Origin of the sequence: Vibrio pomeroyi (assembly GCF_024347595.1) — a bacterium.
Classification (GTDB): Bacteria; Pseudomonadota; Gammaproteobacteria; order Enterobacterales; family Vibrionaceae; genus Vibrio; species Vibrio pomeroyi.
In genome coordinates, this window is the sequence record NZ_AP025506.1 from 1,193,605 (window position 1) to 1,210,490 (window position 16,886).

The 16,886-nt window shown below is 44.8% G+C and carries 10 protein-coding genes; 5 read left to right on the top strand and 5 right to left on the bottom strand.

Annotated elements, in window-relative coordinates:
- Positions 1-101: 101 nt before the first annotated feature.
- On the bottom strand, positions 102-1,226 hold the full coding sequence (gene ald / locus OCV12_RS05360; RefSeq protein WP_261885540.1) for an alanine dehydrogenase: 1,125 nt from the start codon (positions 1,224-1,226) through the stop codon (positions 102-104).
- 156 nt (positions 1,227-1,382) lie between these two features.
- On the opposite strand from ald, the gene lrp reads away from it, so the two are divergent.
- From lrp to serS, 5 genes are all read left to right on the top strand, one after another.
- Complete coding sequence (lrp, locus tag OCV12_RS05365) at positions 1,383-1,877, top strand: leucine-responsive transcriptional regulator Lrp (protein ID WP_004734558.1); 495 nt, start codon at positions 1,383-1,385, stop codon at positions 1,875-1,877.
- A 163-nt stretch (positions 1,878-2,040) separates the two neighbouring features.
- Positions 2,041-5,184: a DNA translocase FtsK 4TM domain-containing protein gene (locus tag OCV12_RS05370; protein WP_261885541.1), complete on the top strand. Its 3,144-nt coding sequence runs from the start codon at positions 2,041-2,043 to the stop codon at positions 5,182-5,184.
- Positions 5,185-5,259: 75 nt separating this feature from the next.
- The gene (gene lolA / locus OCV12_RS05375; RefSeq protein ID WP_261885542.1) at positions 5,260-5,856 is read left to right on the top strand and encodes an outer membrane lipoprotein chaperone LolA; all 597 of its coding nucleotides are present in this window, start codon (positions 5,260-5,262) and stop codon (positions 5,854-5,856) included.
- Positions 5,857-5,919: 63 nt separating this feature from the next.
- Positions 5,920-7,275 (top strand): replication-associated recombination protein A, encoded by a 1,356-nt coding sequence (locus tag OCV12_RS05380; protein WP_261885543.1) that lies wholly within the window; start codon positions 5,920-5,922, stop codon positions 7,273-7,275.
- Positions 7,276-7,417: 142 nt separating this feature from the next.
- Positions 7,418-8,725: a serine--tRNA ligase gene (gene serS, locus OCV12_RS05385; protein ID WP_019822476.1), complete on the top strand. Its 1,308-nt coding sequence runs from the start codon at positions 7,418-7,420 to the stop codon at positions 8,723-8,725.
- A 129-nt stretch (positions 8,726-8,854) separates the two neighbouring features.
- On the opposite strand, the gene OCV12_RS05390 is transcribed toward serS, so the two are convergent.
- The 4 genes from OCV12_RS05390 to bioA form a co-directional block, all read right to left on the bottom strand.
- Positions 8,855-10,501, bottom strand: a complete 1,647-nt coding sequence (locus tag OCV12_RS05390; RefSeq protein ID WP_261885544.1) for a response regulator — start codon at positions 10,499-10,501, stop codon at positions 8,855-8,857.
- Between the two features lie 2 nt (positions 10,502-10,503).
- A complete protein-coding gene (locus tag OCV12_RS05395) occupies positions 10,504-11,655 on the bottom strand; it encodes an EAL domain-containing response regulator (protein WP_261885545.1) in 1,152 nt (383 codons plus the stop codon).
- Positions 11,652-15,236: an ATP-binding protein gene (locus tag OCV12_RS05400; protein WP_261885546.1), complete on the bottom strand. Its 3,585-nt coding sequence runs from the start codon at positions 15,234-15,236 to the stop codon at positions 11,652-11,654. Before OCV12_RS05400 ends, OCV12_RS05395 begins: the two co-directional genes overlap by 4 nt.
- 224 nt (positions 15,237-15,460) lie before the next feature.
- Positions 15,461-16,744, bottom strand: a complete 1,284-nt coding sequence (gene bioA / locus OCV12_RS05405; protein WP_261885547.1) for an adenosylmethionine--8-amino-7-oxononanoate transaminase — start codon at positions 16,742-16,744, stop codon at positions 15,461-15,463.
- Positions 16,745-16,886: the final 142 nt, after the last annotated feature.

Below are 16,886 nucleotides of genomic sequence, written 5' to 3' on the forward strand. Positions count from 1 at the left end.
ACAAAAAAGCCAGTTCGACAAATGTCGGACTGGCTTTTTTAATGTGTGTTGTAACTGAACGCTTCAACGAGAAAATTTACGCTCAGTTAGTCACTACATGATTAGTTAAACATTGCGATAGCTTCTGCTGGGTCTACGTATTCTAGGTCAAAGCTCTCTGCAACTTCTTTACAAGTCACTTTACCGTGGATTACGTTTAGACCTTCTAGGAAGCCTTTATCAGATAGAAGTGCTTCGCGGTAGCCTTTGTTCGCTAGCTTAACAATGTAAGGAAGTGTTGCATTGTTTAGTGCGTAAGTTGAAGTACGAGCAACGGCACCTGGCATGTTAGCAACACAGTAGTGAACGACATCGTCAACGATGTAAGTTGGGGCTGCGTGCGTTGTAGCGTGTGAAGTTTCGAAACAACCACCTTGGTCGATTGCAACGTCAACAACAGCTGAACCTGGCTTCATCTTAGCGATGTGATCTTTTGTCACAAGTTTTGGAGCCGCTGCACCTGGGATTAGTACTGCACCAATCACTAGGTCTGCTTCTAGAACATGCTTCTCGATAGCGTCTTCAGTAGAATAAACCACTTTTGCGCGACCTTGGAATTCTTCGTCAAGGCGACGAAGTGTATCTACGTTACGGTCAAGAATTGTAACATCTGCGCGAAGACCAACAGCCATACGTGCTGCGTTAGCACCTACAACACCGCCGCCAACAACAACAACTTTTGCTGGTTCAACGCCAGGAACGCCACCAAGAAGAAGACCACAACCACCGTTAGATTTCTCTAATGTTTGTGCACCTGCTTGAATAGACATGCGACCAGCGACTTCAGACATTGGTGCTAATAGTGGCAAGCGACCCATATTATCTGTTACAGTCTCATAGGCTACGCAGACAGCTTTGCTCTTGATCAGCTCTTCAGTTTGTGGAAAATCTGGTGCAAGGTGTAAATAGGTAAATAATATTTGCCCTTCGCGAAGCATAGCTCGCTCGACAGCTTGAGGTTCTTTAACCTTTACAATCATCTCTGCTTTCGCGAAAACGTCAGCAGCAGTAGGAAGAATGGATGCGCCTACAGCGATGTAATCATCGTCTGAAAAACCGATACCAGTACCGGCATTGGTTTCTACAAAAACTTGGTGGCCGTGTGAGATTAGTTCTCTCACGCTAGCTGGGGTCATACCAACGCGGTATTCGTGGTTTTTGATTTCCTTAGGTACGCCAATGATCATCCTGACTCCTCATTTTATTTTGGTTGTTTTATCTATGTGTAGGGTAATTCTGTCGAATTAATATCTAGTATAGATATGTTCAGATAAAATTTGATACTGAATATTAAAAAGTTGTAGTATATTTTTTTGCAAGGAAGTAATAAGGTGGAATAAAAAATGGCAGACAATTATAAGAAGCCGTCCAAGGAACTAGATCGTATTGACCGCAACATTCTTAATGAGTTGCAAAAAGACGGTCGTATCTCAAACGTTGAACTCTCAAAACGAGTAGGACTTTCTCCAACTCCATGTCTTGAGCGTGTTCGTCGTTTAGAACGTCAAGGTTACATTACTGGGTACACAGCGTTGCTGAACCCACAGTACCTTGATGCTTCACTTTTAGTGTTTGTTGAAATTACTTTGAACCGTGGTGCGCCAGATGTGTTCGAACAATTCAACACCGCTGTTCAGAAACTTGATGACATCCAAGAGTGTCATTTAGTGTCGGGTGATTTTGACTATCTTCTAAAAACACGTGTATCGGATATGGGTGCTTACCGTAAGTTACTGGGTGATACGTTACTGCGTCTACCAGGCGTAAACGACACTCGTACCTACGTTGTAATGGAAGAAGTGAAACAAACTAATCAACTTGTGATTAAAACTCGTTAATCACAATTGGTGAAATGAAAGAAAGCGGACTTTTGTTCCGCTTTCTTGCTTTCTGGAATTGGGTTTTTTGGTTTGATATGGTTAAATCAACAGTAGTTTCATTGAAACGAGCGGCGTGTGCCGCTCGCTATGTTTTTATCCCGTTTAATTATTAAGTTGGTTTATGTTCAAGCAGAGCAGTAATAAAGTAGAAACAATCATTAAAACGAGTGAAGAGCCTCAGTCTCCTCGTTTGAATGGCTCTCAACGTCTCAAAGAGTGCAGCCTGATTTTGGGTGTTCTCTTCTCTATTCTACTTGCCGTTGCGTTATTAACCTTTAGCCCTGCAGACCCATCATGGTCGCAAACGGCGTGGGGGGGGGACATTCAGAATGCCGGTGGTTACCTAGGTGCATGGTTAGCGGATACGCTGTTCTTTGTATTTGGTTCTTTGGCTTACCCTCTGCCTATCCTAGTCACGGTTGCAGCGTGGGTATTGTTCCGCAAGCGTAATGAAGATGAACAGATCGACTTTATGCTTTGGGGTACTCGCTTACTTGGCCTTACTGTCCTTATTCTGACTAGTTGTGGTCTAGCGGATATCAACTTTGACGACATCTGGTACTTCTCATCAGGTGGTGTGGTGGGTGATGTATTAACTAGCCTTGCACTTCCAACTCTAAATGTTCTTGGCAGTACGTTAGTTCTTCTTTTCTTATGGGGTGCTGGTTTTACTCTACTTACGGGTATTTCTTGGTTAAGCATTGTTGAATGGTTGGGTGAACGTGCGATCAAACTGTTCACGTCAGTTGTAAACAAAGCGCGTGGCCAAGACCAAGAGTTGCTTGAGCCTCAGTTAAGAGAATCAGCTGACCGCGATTTAATCGAAGAACGTCACCAAGAGCCTACTTACCGCGACGTTCCTGCTATAGAAGACAACAAATACTCAACAGAGCAAGACCCGCTTGATCCTGCACTGAGCTTCTCTGCGACTAATGATTCGTCAGATACGACTGCAAGTGCGCTAGAGAGCGCTGCGACACCGAAGCGCCATTACAATATTCACATGCCCGTTGAGGCACCTGCGAAACAAGATGCTTCAGCTCAAGCTGAGCCTCAAATTCAACCTCAAGTTGAACCTGAGCCGATCCCTGTAGCGCCGGTTTACCAAGCACCAGAAGAGCCTTTAGAAGAAGGTGTTGAACGTTCTAAGCAGCTCAATGCCACTATCGAGCAGCTAGAAAACGCCGCTATGTATGAAGATGACCTTGCTGAGCAAGAGCAGGTTGATGCGCATGAATCTCAGGTCGCGTATCAGCAATACATGCAGAATGAGCAACAAGACGTTACTCCTACAGATACGGATCTTGAAAGTGCAGAACCAGAAATCAATAGCTCGCCAGAAGTAACGAGTGAATTCGATGCTGAAGAGGTTCAGCCTGAATCTCTATATGCTTCACCAATGGGTGAGCCAGAAGAAACAATACAAGAAGATTTCTCTGCACAAGCTTCACCGTTTGATGCAGTTGAAGATCAGAGTGACGAACAGGTTTTCGCTCCTGCAGCGCAACAGACTGAAGCCGATCAAGCTGATGAAGAATTAGCTGATGAGCAATTTGAACCTTTCTCTTACCAAGAAGAAGATTCACAGCCAACAGAACAAAGCCTAGAGTCAGCGATTGATCTTCCTTGGGAAGAGGTGACAGAAGATGAGCCTCTGAACCAAGATAAAGACGTAGAAGCATTCCAAAGCATTGTCTCTGAAGCGCAAGCCAATATGGCGGCGGCACAGAACCCGTTCTTGGTTCAACAAGATGTTAACTTACCGAAGCCTGCAGAACCTCTACCAACGCTTGAGCTGTTGTTCCACCCTGAAAAGCGTGAAACATTCATTGACCGTGATGCACTAGAAGCGATTGCTCGTTTGGTTGAGTCGAAACTTGCGGATTACAAAATTAAAGCCGACGTCGTCGATATTTTCCCAGGTCCAGTGATCACTCGATTTGAGTTGGATTTGGCTCCAGGTGTGAAAGTAAGCCGTATCTCTGGCCTTTCTATGGACTTGGCTCGTTCACTGTCTGCATTAGCAGTACGTGTGGTTGAAGTTATTCCAGGAAAACCTTATGTGGGTCTAGAACTGCCGAACATGAGTCGTCAAACGGTATTCTTCTCAGATGTTGTGGGCAGCACTCAGTTCCAAGAAGCGAAATCGCCAACGACAGTGGTTCTAGGGCAAGATATCGCAGGTGAAGCGGTGATTGCTGACCTGTCGAAAATGCCGCACGTTCTTGTTGCGGGTACGACTGGTTCAGGTAAGTCGGTAGGTGTGAACGTGATGATCTTGAGTATGCTATATAAAGCATCTCCAGAAGATGTTCGCTTCATCATGATTGACCCGAAAATGCTTGAGTTATCAGTTTATGAGGGTATTCCTCACCTACTATCTGAAGTCGTTACTGACATGAAAGATGCGTCGAATGCCCTTCGTTGGTGTGTAGGCGAAATGGAACGTCGTTACAAGCTAATGTCAGCGTTAGGCGTTCGTAACATTAAAGGCTACAACGATAAGCTTAAGATGGCCGCTGATGCGGGTCACCCAATCCATGATCCATTATGGAAACCGGGCGATAGCATGGATCCAGAAGCGCCATTGCTAGAGAAGCTGCCTTACATCGTGGTTATCGTCGATGAATTTGCCGACCTAATCATGGTGGTCGGTAAGAAGGTTGAAGAACTGATTGCGCGTTTGGCACAAAAAGCACGTGCGGCGGGTGTTCACTTGATTCTTGCGACTCAACGTCCATCGGTAGACGTAATTACCGGTCTAATTAAAGCCAACATTCCAACGCGTGTTGCCTTTACCGTATCAACCAAAACCGACTCTCGAACCATTCTTGACCAAGGTGGTGCAGAGTCGCTACTTGGTATGGGTGATATGCTTTACTTACCGCCGGGCTCTAGTCATACCATCCGTGTTCACGGTGCTTTTGCATCGGATGATGATGTACACGCGGTGGTGAATAACTGGAAGGCGCGTGGTAAGCCAAACTATATTGATGAAATCACCAACGGTGAACAAACTCCTGAAACCTTGCTTCCGGGCGAGAAGATGGAAGGTGATGAAGAGGTTGATCCTCTGTTTGATCAAGTAGTAGAACACGTTGTTCATTCACGTCGTGGTTCGGTCTCTGGCGTACAGCGTCGATTCAAGATCGGTTACAATCGTGCTGCACGTATTGTCGAGCAACTTGAAGCTCAAGGTATTGTAAGTGCGCCGGGTCATAACGGTAACCGAGAAGTCTTAGCACCAGCGCCACCAAAAGATTAGTTCTACTAGGAACTCATGCCCATTAAGTCGGTCAAATCGAGAATATGACCGACTTATGTTTTAACAGGATTATTGATGAAAAAAGTATTCGCACTTTTATTTATGAGCTTCTCAGTGTTTGCTTCTCCGAAAGAAGAGCTGAGTAGCCGTTTGGCATTGAACGCAGGTTTTAGTGCTGACTTTAAACAAGTCGTGACCAGCCCTGAGGGCGATGTGGTGATGGAAGGCGAGGGCACCGTTGAGATTGCACGTCCTAGCTTGTTCCGTTGGGAAACTACGTTCCCTGATGAGAACTTATTGGTATCTGATGGCCAAAGCTTGTGGTACTACAGCCCGTTCATTGAGCAAGTGAGCATTTACTGGCAAGAACAAGCGACATCGCAAACGCCTTTCGTACTGCTGACTCGCAACCAAGAAAGCGATTGGGATAACTACAACGTCGCGCAAACGGGTAACCAATTTACGCTAACGCCAACGGCAGTGGACTCTAACCAAGGTGATTTCCAAATTAACATCACCGAAAAGGGCATTGTTCAGGGCTTTAACGTGATTGAACAAGATGGCCAGAAAGGTGAGTTTACTTTCAGCAATGTTGATTTAGGTAAACCATCAGCAGACCGCTTTACTTTTGTGGCGCCAGAAGGTGTCGAGGTCGACGACCAAAGAAATTGATCCAAACAGGCAGATCGTTTGGTCGTAAGTCGATAGGCATTATGCCATCAACGAATCAAGAGATTGCAATTGAGTAATTACAGCTTAGATTTTGCAGGGGACGAAGATTTTCGTCCCCTTGCTGCTCGTATGAGACCTGAAACTGTTGAACAGTACATCGGTCAGCAGCATATATTAGGCCCTGGTAAACCACTTCGCAGAGCGTTGGAAGCGGGCCATATTCACTCCATGATTTTATGGGGGCCTCCGGGTACCGGTAAAACCACGTTGGCGGAAGTGGCTGCAAATTACGCCAATGCAGAAGTGGAGCGTGTATCAGCGGTAACATCGGGTGTGAAAGACATTCGGGTCGCCATTGAGAAAGCCCGAGAAAACAAACAAGCAGGACGCAGAACGATTCTGTTTGTGGATGAGGTCCATCGCTTTAACAAAAGCCAGCAAGATGCCTTTCTTCCTCATATTGAAGATGGCACGGTTACCTTTATCGGCGCGACTACAGAAAACCCTTCTTTTGAATTGAACAACGCTTTGTTGTCACGTGCGCGTGTCTACAAACTGACTTCCCTCAATACTGACGACATCTCCCTTGTTATTCGCCAAGCGATTGAAGATAAACAGCGTGGATTGGGTGATGTGTCTGCCGACTTCGCTGATAACGTCTTAGACCGTCTCGCTGAGTTGGTGAACGGTGATGCGCGTATGTCGCTCAACTATCTTGAGTTGCTGTATGACATGGCAGAAGACAACGATAAGGGCGAGAAAGCGATAACTTTGCAGTTGCTTGCTGAAGTAGCAGGTGAGAAAGTCGCTCGCTTTGATAACAAGGGCGATATTTGGTACGACCTAATCTCTGCGGTTCACAAATCGATTCGTGGTTCGAACCCTGATGCAGCGCTGTATTGGTCGGCGCGAATGATTGCCGCGGGTTGTGACCCTCTGTATATCGTAAGGCGTTTACTGGCGATTGCCTCTGAAGATATTGGTAACGCAGACCCAAGGGCGATGCAGGTCGCGATGTCGGCTTGGGATTGCTTCACACGTATTGGGCCTGCTGAAGGAGAACGTGCGATTGCTCAAGCGGTTGTGTATTTAGCTTGTGCGCCAAAGAGTAATGCCGTCTACACCGCTTGGAAGCAAGCGTTAACTGATGCGCACAACCTTCCTGAGTATGAAGTGCCTCATCATTTACGAAATGCACCGACAACTTTGATGAAGGACATGGGCTACGGACAAGAATACCGTTATGCTCATGACGAACCGGGTGCCTACGCGGCTGGCGAAAAGTATCTGCCTCCTGAAATGGGAGAGAAACAATACTATTTCCCAACAAAACGAGGCTTAGAGACCAAAATTGGCGAGAAGCTAGATTATCTGGCGGATTTGGACGCAAAAAGCCCACAAAAACGCTATGAAAAGTAGTCTTTTTTGGATATCGTTACCTAGTCATAAAATTTATATTAAATCGTTAAAAGTTGGTCGAAATAGCACCAATTTTAGGGGTTTAGCAGTGATTCAGTAGCAAACTACTGAATATTCAAATAACTAAAGCATAGGATTAGCAATGCTGGATTCTAAATTACTTCGAGCTGAGCTGGATGAAACAGCGGCAAAATTAGCACGTCGAGGCTTCGCCCTTGATGTAGAGACAATTCGTGAACTTGAAGAAAAACGTAAGTCCCTTCAGATGAAAACTGAAGAGCTGCAAGCGTTACGTAACTCTCGATCGAAGTCCATTGGTCAAGCGAAAGCAAAAGGCGACCATGAAGAAGCTGAGCGTATCCTTGCAGAAGTAGGCAACTTAGGCGCAGAACTAGACCAAGCTAAAGTAGCATTGGCTGACCTTCAATCTGAGCTAGAAACGATCACAATGTCTATTCCTAACCTTCCTGACGCAGAAGTGCCAGATGGTAAAGATGAAGACGATAACGTAGAAGTTTCTCGTTGGGGCCAACCTAAGACTTACGACTTCGAAGTTAAAGATCACGTTGACCTAGGCGAAATGTCTGGCGGCCTTGATTTTGCTAGCGCAGTTAAAATCTCTGGTTCTCGTTTCATCGTGATGAAAGGCAAATTTGCACGTCTACACCGTGCTATTGCTCAGTTCATGTTGGATCTTCACACTGATGAGCACGGCTACACAGAAATGTACGTACCGTACCTAGTGAACCACGATAGCCTATACGGTACTGGTCAACTTCCTAAGTTCGGCGAAGACTTGTTTCACACGAGCCCGCTAACTGAGCAAGTAAGTGACGTACCTCTTAAGACTCTATCGCTTATCCCAACGGCAGAAGTACCGGTAACGAACATGGTTCGTGACACGATTACTGATGAAGCTGAACTGCCACTTAAGATGACAGCTCACACACCATGTTTCCGTTCTGAAGCAGGTTCTTACGGTCGTGACACTCGTGGTCTTATCCGTATGCACCAATTCGACAAAGTTGAACTAGTACAAATCACTAAACCAGAAGACTCTATGGCAGCTCTTGAAGAGCTAACAGGTCACGCTGAGAAAGTACTTCAACTTCTAGAGCTTCCTTACCGTAAAGTGATTCTATGTACGGGCGACATGGGCTTCGGTTCTGCGAAAACTTACGACTTAGAAGTATGGGTTCCAGCACAAGAGACTTACCGTGAAATCTCTTCTTGTTCAAACATGTGGGATTTCCAAGCGCGTCGTATGCAAGCTCGCTTCCGTCGTAAAGGCGAGAAGAAACCTGAACTTGTACACACACTAAATGGTTCTGGCCTTGCTGTAGGTCGTACTATGGTTGCTATTCTTGAGAACAACCAAGAAGCTGACGGCCGTATTGCTATCCCAGCAGTACTTCAGCCATACATGGGCGGCGTAACGCACATCGGTTAATCTAATTATTTAGCGCCTCGCGCGAAATAGATTATTTAAAAGGCTTTGCTGTAATGGCAAAGCCTTTTTTATATGTGGCGTTATTTTTTGTATGCGACAGTTATTTAGAGAAGCTAATTCAAAGAACCGTTACATAAAAGAGAAGCTGGCGTTAGCCGCAGTATCTGCTTGCTTACACGCTAGAAGCGCCTTTCGGTAGTAGTTTTGATAGTTGTTTTTTGTCAGCTCATCAATGGTATAAAGCTGGGTGATCACTTCATCACATTGCTTGATGATAGTGAGCACTTGCTTAGCACCCATAGAATCTGGCCAAATCACAGAAAGCAGTTTCACGATGTTCATACAGACGTTTTTGATCATCGGGCAGCGCTTATGAATATCTAAGTAAGCCACGAGCACCAATTTATAATCTGATTGGCCTTGCTTAATAATGATGTTTTTCTCTTTAAGCCATGTCATTTTTTCTGTGTTGCGATTTTTCATCTCGGTACACATCGTCATTTGACTCGAAACGACGGTTTCGTTTGCTGTTTTGATGATCAACATGCCGCAGCGATTCTCAGCGACTTTGAATTCGTTCTCACAACTCATTCTATCCAACAACCATGCATGGTGATAAATCACAGGAAATGCGTTGAAGTCATTCTTGTCGTGCAGTGCGGTCAAAATTGTCACCGCCTTTTGATACTGCTTGGATTCCATCGCTATGTGAGCTGCTATCAATGCCAAGTCGGTTTGAAGTCCAGATCTTGCCTCGGTCGGGATTTTAGAAATCAGGTAATTGACCTGATCCAAATTCGCTTGCTTATCAATGCCATCCGACGCGCAGTAGAGCAAGAACCGAATATGATTCAACTTCATGTACAAGTTGTCACGGAAGGTGTCTCTGTTTATCTGCACGTAGTTTTGATAGTGAAGCAGTGCAGTTCTCGAGTCATTTACCGACAAACATAGATTCGCGATTGCCAACTCTCGTTCTGAGTTTCCAGGGGTGAGTTCGCTCGCCAACTTAAAGTGTGCAATCGCCGCAGGAATCTTGTTGCTGATCAGATTGACCTGAGCGGCTTGGTCTCGATACAAAGTGCTGGTGGGCGCTGAATCAATCAAGCTTTCGATCATGCGTTGTGCTTCATTAAGCTGGCCTAAGTTCGCAAGGCTGTTCGCAAGCCCAGCTTGAGCCCAATCGAAACTGCCTTCATCAAGAGCTTTTTCATAAACACGCTTAGCTTCGTCGTAGAGTTCAAGCTTTGATAGAAAGCTTCCACGGAACTGTTGAATCGTCGCGAAATATTCTGGATGGAATGCGACTAACTCTTCGCAAAATTCTAAACCCGCTTGGTAGTTGTTCTCTCTTTCAGCCTTGTAGATATTCTGCAACACCAGCTTCTTTTTCAGAGAACTGGTAATACGTTGCTTCAACGTTTCGCGGTTGAACGGCTTTAATAGGTAGTTATCTGGTCGAAGCTCTAAGATAGGGCGGATCGACAAAGCTGAATTCTCGCCTGTTACCAGGATAAATATCCCGTCGTCTTTTAATCTTTTGGATTGCTTCAACTCTTCGAATAACTGTTTGCCGTTGATGGTGTTGCCAAAGTTATAATCGCAAATGATCACATCAAAGGTTGTTTCGCTGGTGAGAGCCATTGCGATACGAGGTGACTTAGCAATTGAAATCAAACGCTCTGAGAAGCCAATATGAACCAGCATATTGCGAATAGTGGATAGCACTATCGCTGAGTCATCAACGATAAGTGCATTTAATTGAGTTAATTTCATGTTTATTTTAAATTATTTACTGACGTGAATTCCGAAAAGCTTGCAGGCTTTGAAGTAATAAAACCTTGATATTTGGTCATGCCAATTGTTTTTAAGTATTCAAGGTCTTGCTGCTGTTCTACACCTTCGACAATACAAGAAAGGCCAAGGTTTTCTGCCAAATTGATGCAAGCTTTCGTTAGAATCTGATTCTTTTTGTTTTCGCTAATGTTGTTTACAAAACTGCGGTCTACTTTTAGCTCAGTAAAAGGCAAACTCGACAACTGAGACAGAGACGCATAACCTGTCCCGAAATCATCAACTGACAATCCAACGCCTAACATGCTGAGTTTTGCGATGTTCTTATAGCAATGCGCATCCAGCAGGATCGTTTCGTGCTCTGTAATTTCTAATGTCAGCAGTGACGGATCAATTTTGTACTTGTCACATAAGCTTGCGACTTGGTCCGCAATCTCAAGCTTTAATGTTGACTGCTCAATATTGATCGCAAAGTGGATCGGCATACGCATCGACGAGATATCTTTCAGAGCCAGTTCAAGCACAGTGAAGAAAAGTCGATCCATCAGCCCAAGTTGACGCAATGTGTCCATGAAATGGAAAGGTGTGAGCAACCCTAATTCTGGATGCATAATGCGAGCAAGTACCTCAACACCCACCAATTTCGATTGTTCAACGTCATGTTGCGTCTGATAAGCATTGGTGAACCATTCATTTTCAAAGGCTTCAATGGTCTGCTGTTCATCTAACTTAACTTCGGTCGGCAGAATAGACTTAGCGGTTTGGATGCGTTTATACGACGACAGCAAACGCTGGATATGCGTTTCATCTACCGGTTTCGGTATCGCTTCGACTTCGTTATAGCCAATGAGTTTGCACATGCTTTTGGTTGAATCCAACGCAGCATCAGCCATCGCACTCAAGATGACAACAGTTTGTATTGAACCTTGAGCTTCCGAAGAGGCCAGTAACGACACGCCATCAATCTGTGGCAACTGAAGGTCACAGAACGCAATATCAAAGCGATGTTGTTTGCATAGCTCTATCGCATCTTCGCCGTTGTAAGCGGTATACACCTCATCCACGCTGTAGCGTTTCAGTAGGATCTGAATTTGTGTTGCTTGTAACAATGAATCCTCAACGATGAGAATTTTCATAGTGAATCTAACCTGTTTATAACCGCTTGAGCTGAGGCAATCGCTAAGTCCAGCTCTTCAATTAACTTGTGACAATACATAGGGTCTTCTGCATTTTTCTCACAATCCTTTGCTGCATGATTGAGAGAATCTAAGCCGAGTAGGCTTGCCGAACCCTTGATTCTGTGTGCTATCGCTTTGATGTTTGGGTCTGTCTCTAGCAACATCGCTTTATCTGAGCTGAACGAATCCAAAATAACAGTCGCCATTTGAAGCTGCTCTTCTGGGCTGTAATTCTGTGCCCAGGATTGGTCTGCTTGGATTGTTTCTATCGCTTGTTGGGGCAGTAATTCCTCAATCGCACATGCGAGCTCTTCAAACGAATAAGGCTTGTAGATCACTTGATCCATCCCCACACGTTCAGCCTTCTCAATAACCAGCTTCGAGTCTTCGGCTGTACAGCCAATAATTGGCAAGTGTTTCAGCTTGTCGAGTGAACGAATCTTCTCAGTCAATTGATAGCCATCCATGTTCGGCATATGGCAATCGGTGATGATGATATCCACCAGTGTTTCGCTATTTTCTAATTCTTCCATCGCTTCTTGGCCGTCTTTTACGATGACCGTCTTTAACCCAAAGCGCTTAAGCTGTTTTGCAAACAACAAGCGGTTGATTGGGTCGTCATCGGCGATAAGCACGGTTCCGGTAAAGTGGTACTCTGACGCCGGAGCGTGAGTCACGCTTTTGCCTTGAGCCGTGATATCGCTCAGCAATAGGTCTGGATACAGGTTCTGCCATTGTGTGGAGCGCTCAATTGCCTGACTGTAATCGTTCATCTGATTCTCGATTTTCCAAGCTTTAAACCACGCTAAGATCTCTCTATCTTCAGAGTGCATAGGTGTAACCACTTTTATTGGGCTCGCTGTTCCTTTAATTGGTAAGCTCACCGAAACCTTAGTGCCTAGCCCCAACTTGCTTTCAATTTTTAGGTCACCATCCATCATGTTGACTAGGCGTTGGACCACCGTAATCCCAAGACCTGTGCCGCCGTAGCGTCGACTAATACTGCGGTCGCCTTGTGCGAAAGGTTGAAACGCACGCGCTATTTGTTGGTCAGACATACCGCAGCCTGTATCCGTAATCGAAAGCTGCAGTTGTTCGCTCGATGTTTTTACCGTAACCAACACAAAGCCGTTCTCGGTGAACTTAATCGCATTGTTCAATAGGTTATTAAGAATCTGAGTGACTCGAAGCCAATCCAAGCTTGCTCTGGATATCGAGTCGACTTTCCAATCTAATTTAAAGTTAAGATTGTTGAGTCGAGCATTGCTCTCAAATGTCCTAAATATCGGGCACAGCTCGTCATAGATATTGCTTATCTTCGACTCTAAATGAAGCTGATTCGCCTCCATTTTTGAGATGTCGAGAATGTCACTGACCAGCAATTTCAAACGTTCAGCTGACAACTGAGCATTGCTAAGAAGCTCCATGTCATCTTTGTTTTCTATCTTGGTACTGAGTAGCTCCATCAGGCCAATCATGGCCGCGATAGGCGTGCGCAATTCGTGGCTGACGATGGCTAAGAATAGATCTCGAGCTTTGATCGCTTCTTGCGCTTTCTTATTAGATATCTCAAGCTCACGCTGTTGTTTTTCCCACCTTGTGAGGTCATCAAGTACCGTGATTACGTAAGGGTCTTTCTCTGATGCGTTGGCCAAACACTGACGAATCACGCGAAAATGCTGTTCGCCGCCACTGCAGTCACACTTGATGGTGCTCCAAACGCCTAATTTGTTCCCTGTTTTTTCATCGTTATCTCTAAGCCAGCAAAATTCTGGGTTTTCATCGTGTTGCTGTGTAAAGCAGTGTGCCATTTGCTTATCAAAAGCACTGTTGGAAAGAACCAATTGGCCGCTTTTATCGTGAATCGCAATCAGGCTAGGTAAGTTATCTAGCAAGGTCGTTAGCCATTGGATCTGATCATAACTGCGCTGTTCAGACTGTTGAGCACGCGACAGCGATAGAGACAGTCGACGAGTCTTCATTAAGCCAAAGGTAATCAAAGCGAATATCACTCCTGATATCGCTAAGGTATACGCCACAATTCGCTCTTTACTGAATCCGTATTGAGCAACGATGTTGTGATGCTTCAGTGTTAGAAGATCAATTTCATTTTGTGTTGTGACCGAAATAGCTGAGTCGATCACGCTTTGTAAGAACGACGAACTCGGATTTAAAATGACGCCCATTTTACGTTGCAGTGAAACTTCAGCAGTTTGTGGAACGATGTTAAACAGCGCATCATAACCATTAAAAATGTATAGGTTAGCAATACTCTTTGGAATATAGGCATGCGTAATCTGACCGTTGCTCATCGCGGTAATGATTGAGTCCATGTCTTTGTACATCAAAGCGTCAGCTAAATGATCTTCTAAACTCGACTTTGGAATGAAGTAGCCCGTTCGATCCAAAATAGCGGTCTTTTTATTTAAAGACTCTCGGTTAGTTTCAATCAACGCCCATTCGAATGTCATGAAGGGTTCGCTGGCGATAAACTGAGTAGAATCTACGTTCTCTACATCGAAACCGGGCAAAAACTCAACCTCACCATTCTTGAGCATATCGATGATGTTTCTGCCTTCTGGCGGCACATATTCAAACTTCAATCCTAGCTTTCTCGAAATCAGCTTGATCGCATCATGAATGAACCCTACGGCCTCTTGAGTTGTAGGATCAAAATATGAATATGGATAGATCCCTTCCGTCACCGTGAAGCGAATAGGGCGTTTGCCATATTGGCTTTGGATTATCTGGTTCACGAGATCATCGTAAAAATGATAGAACTGTTCCGAAGACAAATTGGCAATGTCGTTTTCTTTGTCGTGAATGAATTTTTCGATGATGCTGTGCATTACGCTGTCATTCTGGTTCATCATGATCTGAACGGGAAATTTGGGCAGATCTTGGCTGAACGAGAGTGCACCTTGCCATTCTCCGGGGGTCATGACGGAGTAGTAACTTTGTACTGATGTCAGATCTAAAATCGTCGCATCGGCAAAGCCATTCGCTATCGCAGGTAACAGTTCAGAAGTGCTATTCACAACCATAGGGTCAGACACTCCCTGCTGATTGAGCAGTTGGCAGAACAGTGAACTTTTAATGCATACCCATTTTAGTTGGTCGTGCGGCGTATTCTTGGCGACGTCATCTCTGTACCAATACACATTTTGAATGTCATATAAGCTGTCTGAAAACTCAAATTGTTCAGCTCTTCTGCGTGTTTCCGCAAAGCCAATGGTTAAGTCAGCTTCACCGCTAGCAATCGCAGATAATAAAGCTCTGGAAGAGAAGTACTCTTTTACTTCCACTTCTATATTCAAGTAATCCCTAAGCATACCTTGGACGCTATCGCACGTGTCTTGATTGCGATTGACGACAAAGTCTTCCCAAACTTGATTAAACAGGTACATAGGTTTCGCAATGACTAGCTTCTGCTTATTTTGGATATAGCTATGCTGGGCTGCACTTAATGTGGTTTCTTCAGCTGTGCTGGAAAAAGAGAGTGAAGTTAGAGCGATTAATAAGAGAAACAGGGTCTTCATAAAGTTAGCGAGCGATGAAAAGTCCCGCATTCTATGACGACATTTTATTCAGCTGCTAATACAATTTTTGAATTTATTTTTGTCGAGAGGGTAAATAAGAATTGTGATTGTATTTTCAATAAATCCCTTCTTAAACAGAGGTTTAATTTTAATAATTCAGCCTGTGTTTCACAGGCTGAATCGATAATTTTTATATTGAACACATTCAGATTTATTTAAAACAATTAGGTCTCTTTGAAACAATCAGGACGTTTAAGTGCCTTATCAATGGCTGAAACGAGCTGTTCAATATGTTCAGGTTTGCTAATGAAAGGAGGCATCATATAGATCAACTTGCCGAATGGGCGTATCCAAACGCCTTGTTCAACAAAGTGAGCTTGAATGGTTTCCATATCGACAGGTGAATGGGTTTCAACTACACCAATCGCGCCCAACCAGCGAACGTCTTTAACCAATGCATGCTCTCGCAAAGGTGGCAGCAATTCAGAGAAAAGCTGTTCAATCTGCTGAGTCTGACTCTGCCAATGACCTTGCTCTATGATCGATAAACTTGCCGCACCGACCGCGCAAGCTAATGGGTTACCCATAAAGGTTGGCCCGTGCATAAAGCAGCCTGCTTCACCGCCACATACCGTATCAGCGACTTCTTTGCTCGCTAGCGTTGCTGAAAGGGTCATGTAGCCGCCAGTCAGCGCTTTACCCAAGCATAGAATGTCCGGTTGAATATCGGCATGCTCACACGCGAACAGTTTCCCAGTGCGACCAAACCCGGTCGCAATCTCATCCAAAATCAGCAATACGTTGAATTCATCGCACAGCAAGCGCACCTGTTTCAGAAATTCAGGGTGGTAAATACGCATACCGCCAGCGCCTTGAACGATCGGCTCCAAGATAACGGCTGCGACTTCTTGATGATGTGTTGCTAGCTTTTCACGGAAGCTGTTTATGTCGTTAGCGTCCCATTGATCCCAAAAGCCTGTTTTCGGTGAATCGGCAAAAATGTGTTCAGGCAAAAAGCCTTTGTAGAGGCTGTGCATAGAGTTTTCAGGGTCGGTCACTGACATCGCTGCAAAGGTATCACCGTGGTAGCCATCTCTGAGTGTGAGGAACTTTGAACGAGGTTGTCCTTTGGCATGCCAGTATTGAAGCGCCATTTTAAGGCTCACTTCTACGGCAACTGAGCCTGAATCGGCCAAGAATACATGTTCAAGATTACTTGGTGCTAGATTGAGAAGCCTCTTACATAAATCGATGGCAGGCTGGTGGGTGATACCACCAAACATAACGTGTGAAACCTTATCGATCTGGCTATGAGCAGCGGCATTCAGCTCTGGATGATTGTAGCCGTGAATGGTTGACCACCAAGACGACATGCCATCAATAATTCGTTTTCCGCCTTCTAATTCTAAGTAAACGCCGTCTGCATTGGTGACTGGGTAGCAGGTCAGAGGTGTTAACGTTGATGTGTAGGGATGCCAGATATGCTGGCGATCAAAGGCGAGATCCATAGTAACTTCCATTCTTGGTGTTGATCAAAAAATAACCAGATGTAAACTTTTGACATTATCAATGTGTTGACAGTCTAAAGCTTGTCGGTAGACTAGCCAAGCATAAATGCAAACTCTAGACACAGAGTTGTAACATCAAAAA

Bases quoted from the DNA above. Each gene is read 5' to 3' on its own strand.
- OCV12_RS05370 (WP_261885541.1), top strand. From the start codon at position 2,041: ATGTTCAAGCAGAGCAGTAATAAAGTAGAAACAATCATTAAAACGAGT.
- OCV12_RS05400 (WP_261885546.1), bottom strand. From the start codon at position 15,236: ATGAAGACCCTGTTTCTCTTATTAATCGCTCTAACTTCACTCTCTTTT.
- ald (WP_261885540.1), bottom strand. From the start codon at position 1,226: ATGATCATTGGCGTACCTAAGGAAATCAAAAACCACGAATACCGCGTT.
- serS (WP_019822476.1), top strand. From the start codon at position 7,418: ATGCTGGATTCTAAATTACTTCGAGCTGAGCTGGATGAAACAGCGGCA.
- lolA (WP_261885542.1), top strand. From the start codon at position 5,260: ATGAAAAAAGTATTCGCACTTTTATTTATGAGCTTCTCAGTGTTTGCT.
- OCV12_RS05395 (WP_261885545.1), bottom strand. From the start codon at position 11,655: ATGAAAATTCTCATCGTTGAGGATTCATTGTTACAAGCAACACAAATT.
- bioA (WP_261885547.1), bottom strand. From the start codon at position 16,744: ATGGATCTCGCCTTTGATCGCCAGCATATCTGGCATCCCTACACATCA.
- OCV12_RS05390 (WP_261885544.1), bottom strand. From the start codon at position 10,501: ATGAAATTAACTCAATTAAATGCACTTATCGTTGATGACTCAGCGATA.
- lrp (WP_004734558.1), top strand. From the start codon at position 1,383: ATGGCAGACAATTATAAGAAGCCGTCCAAGGAACTAGATCGTATTGAC.